Genomic DNA, 2,363 nt, shown 5'->3' on the forward strand with positions numbered 1-2,363 from the left:
CTGGCGGTGAAGGCCGCCGAGGCGGCGGGCGCGGCCACCGCCGTCCCGGACTTCACCTTCCCGGTACGCACGGCGGACCCGGACGGCGGCTCCGGCATCCGTGAACTGGCTGTGCCGGGCGGGGTGCTCACCGCGCACGGGTGGGGCTCGCACGTCTTCACCGGCACCGCGCTGACCACCGGCTCCGCGCCCCGTGGCGGCGAGGTCGTCCTCGACGCGGGGACGGCCCGCGCCGCGAAGGCCGCCGTCGGCGACACCGTGGCGCTGCACACCGCCGCCGGGCAGCGGGACTTCCGCGTCGCTGGCGTCGCCGAGGCCGGACCGGCGGACCGCGCCCGGAACACCGGTGCCGCGGGCGCCCTCGCCTGGTTCGCCGACAGCCAGGCCCCCACGCTCGCGGGCCACCCCGGCAGGGCGGACGCCATCGCCGTGCTGGCGAAGCACGGCACCGGTGCCGACGCCCTCGCCGAATCCGTGAACAAGGCCCTGGCCGGCTCCGGTGCCGAGGCGCGCACAGGCGACGACCGCGGTGCCATCGAGGACCCGGGCCTCGGCTACGCCAAGGAGACGCTCTTCGGAATCGGCGGCTCCTTCGGTGGCATCGCGGCCATCGTCGCGGTGCTGACCGCGGCCGGGACCGTGGCCCTGTCCGTGTCCCAGCGGGCCCGTGAATTCGCGCTGCTGCGCGCCGTCGGTGCCACCCCGCGACAGATCCGCCGCGCGGTCGCCTCCGAGGCGCTGCTCGTCGCGCCGCTCGCCGGGATCGTCGGCTGTCTGCCCGGCATCGGGCTCGCGCACTGGTGGTTCGGACAGTTGCAGGACCGCGGCGCGATCCCGGAGGCGGTGCGGGTGCACGTCTCCGGGCTCCCCCTCCTCGCCGCCATCGGCACCGGGCTGCTCACCGCGCTCGGCGCCGGCTGGGCGGCCGGGCGCAGGCCCGCGAGGATCAAGCCGGGACAGGCGCTCACCGACGCGTCGGTGGAGCGGCTGCGGCCGGGCGTGATCCGTACCGTGCTGGGCGTCGGCGCCCTCGTCGGCGGCACGTTCCTCACCGGTCTCTCGGCCGGTTCCGCGGGGGACGACGCGGCCGGCGCCGCCCTCGGCGTCGTGATGTGCTTCATGCTCGCCGTCGCGCTGCTCGGCCCACTGGTGGCACGGCTGTGCGCGGGCCTCCTCGGCCTCCCGCTGCGCGGCGCCGGTCCGGCCGGTGAGCTGGCGGCGGCCAACTCCCGTACCAACGCCCGCCGGCTCGCCTCCGCGATCACCCCGATCGTGCTCGCCATGGCCTTCGCCTCGACCCTCGTCTTCATGCACACCAGCGAGAGCCACATCGCCGACAGGCAACGGCGCGCGGGCATCACCGCGGACCACGTGGTGACGCACCCGGCCGGGCTCCCGGTGGACGCGGCGGCGCACGCCGCCCGCGCACCGGGTGTGGAAGCGGCCGTCGGCGTGCTGAACACCCAGGTGCTGGTGCCGGTCGGCTCCGGCGAGTTCGCGTCGCTCCAGGGCGCGGCGGCCCAGGGCGTCACCGGTTCCGGCGCCGACCTCGCGAAGGTCCAGGACCTCGACGTACGCCAAGGCGGCATCGACCGGCTGGGCAAGGGCCGGATCGCCATCGACACCACCCTGGCGACCTCGGCGGACGTCGGCGTCGGCGACCGGCTCCCGCTCCACCTCCCCGACGGCACCGAGGCCGCCCCCGAGGTCGTCGCGGTCTACGGCCGCGGCCTCGGTCTGGCCACGGTGACCATGGACCGGGCGTCCCTGGCCGGGCACATCACCTCGGGCTTCGACAGCACCCTGCTGGTCCGCGGCGGTTCGGCGGAGTCGTTCACCGCCCTGGGCCGGGTCACCGACGCCTCCGGCTACGCAACCGAGCGGAACCTCGACGCGAAGCTGGGCGCCTGGTCCAACACCATGATGGCCGTGGTCCTCGGCGGCTTCGCCGCCATCGCAGCCGTCAACACCCTGGTGATGACGGTCCTCTACCGCCGCCGCGAGCTGGGCACACTGCGACTCGTCGGCTCCACCCGGCGCCAGGTGCTGTGGATGCTCCGCTGGGAGGGCCTGCTGGTCTCGGCGGTCGGCGTGATCCTCGGCTCCGCGATCGCCGCGGCCACACTGATCCCGATGATCCGCGGCATGACCGGCGAAGCGCCGTACGTGCCCCCGCTGGTGTACGGATCCTTCGTGGCAGCCGCCGGCGGCCTGGCCCTGCTGGCGGTCACCCTGCCGGCGCGGGCGGCGCTGCGCCGCTGGTCGTAGCCGATACATCCGGGGCCGCTGGCCGTAGCCGATACATACGGGGCGGCTGGCCGTAGAGCCGATACGTACGGGGCGGGAGCCGGCAACACGCCGGC

1 protein-coding gene is annotated in these 2,363 nt (G+C 75.7%); it reads left to right on the plus strand.

Features of this window, described 5'->3' with window-relative positions; all coding sequences use genetic code 11:
• Nucleotides 1-2,268 (plus strand): FtsX-like permease family protein (locus ACWF94_RS38825; RefSeq protein WP_453499744.1); only part of this gene is annotated, 2,268 nt, incomplete at its 5' end.
• Nucleotides 2,269-2,363 lie beyond the last annotated feature (95 nt).

The sequence above is a fragment of the Streptomyces sp. NPDC055078 genome, assembly GCF_053607985.1.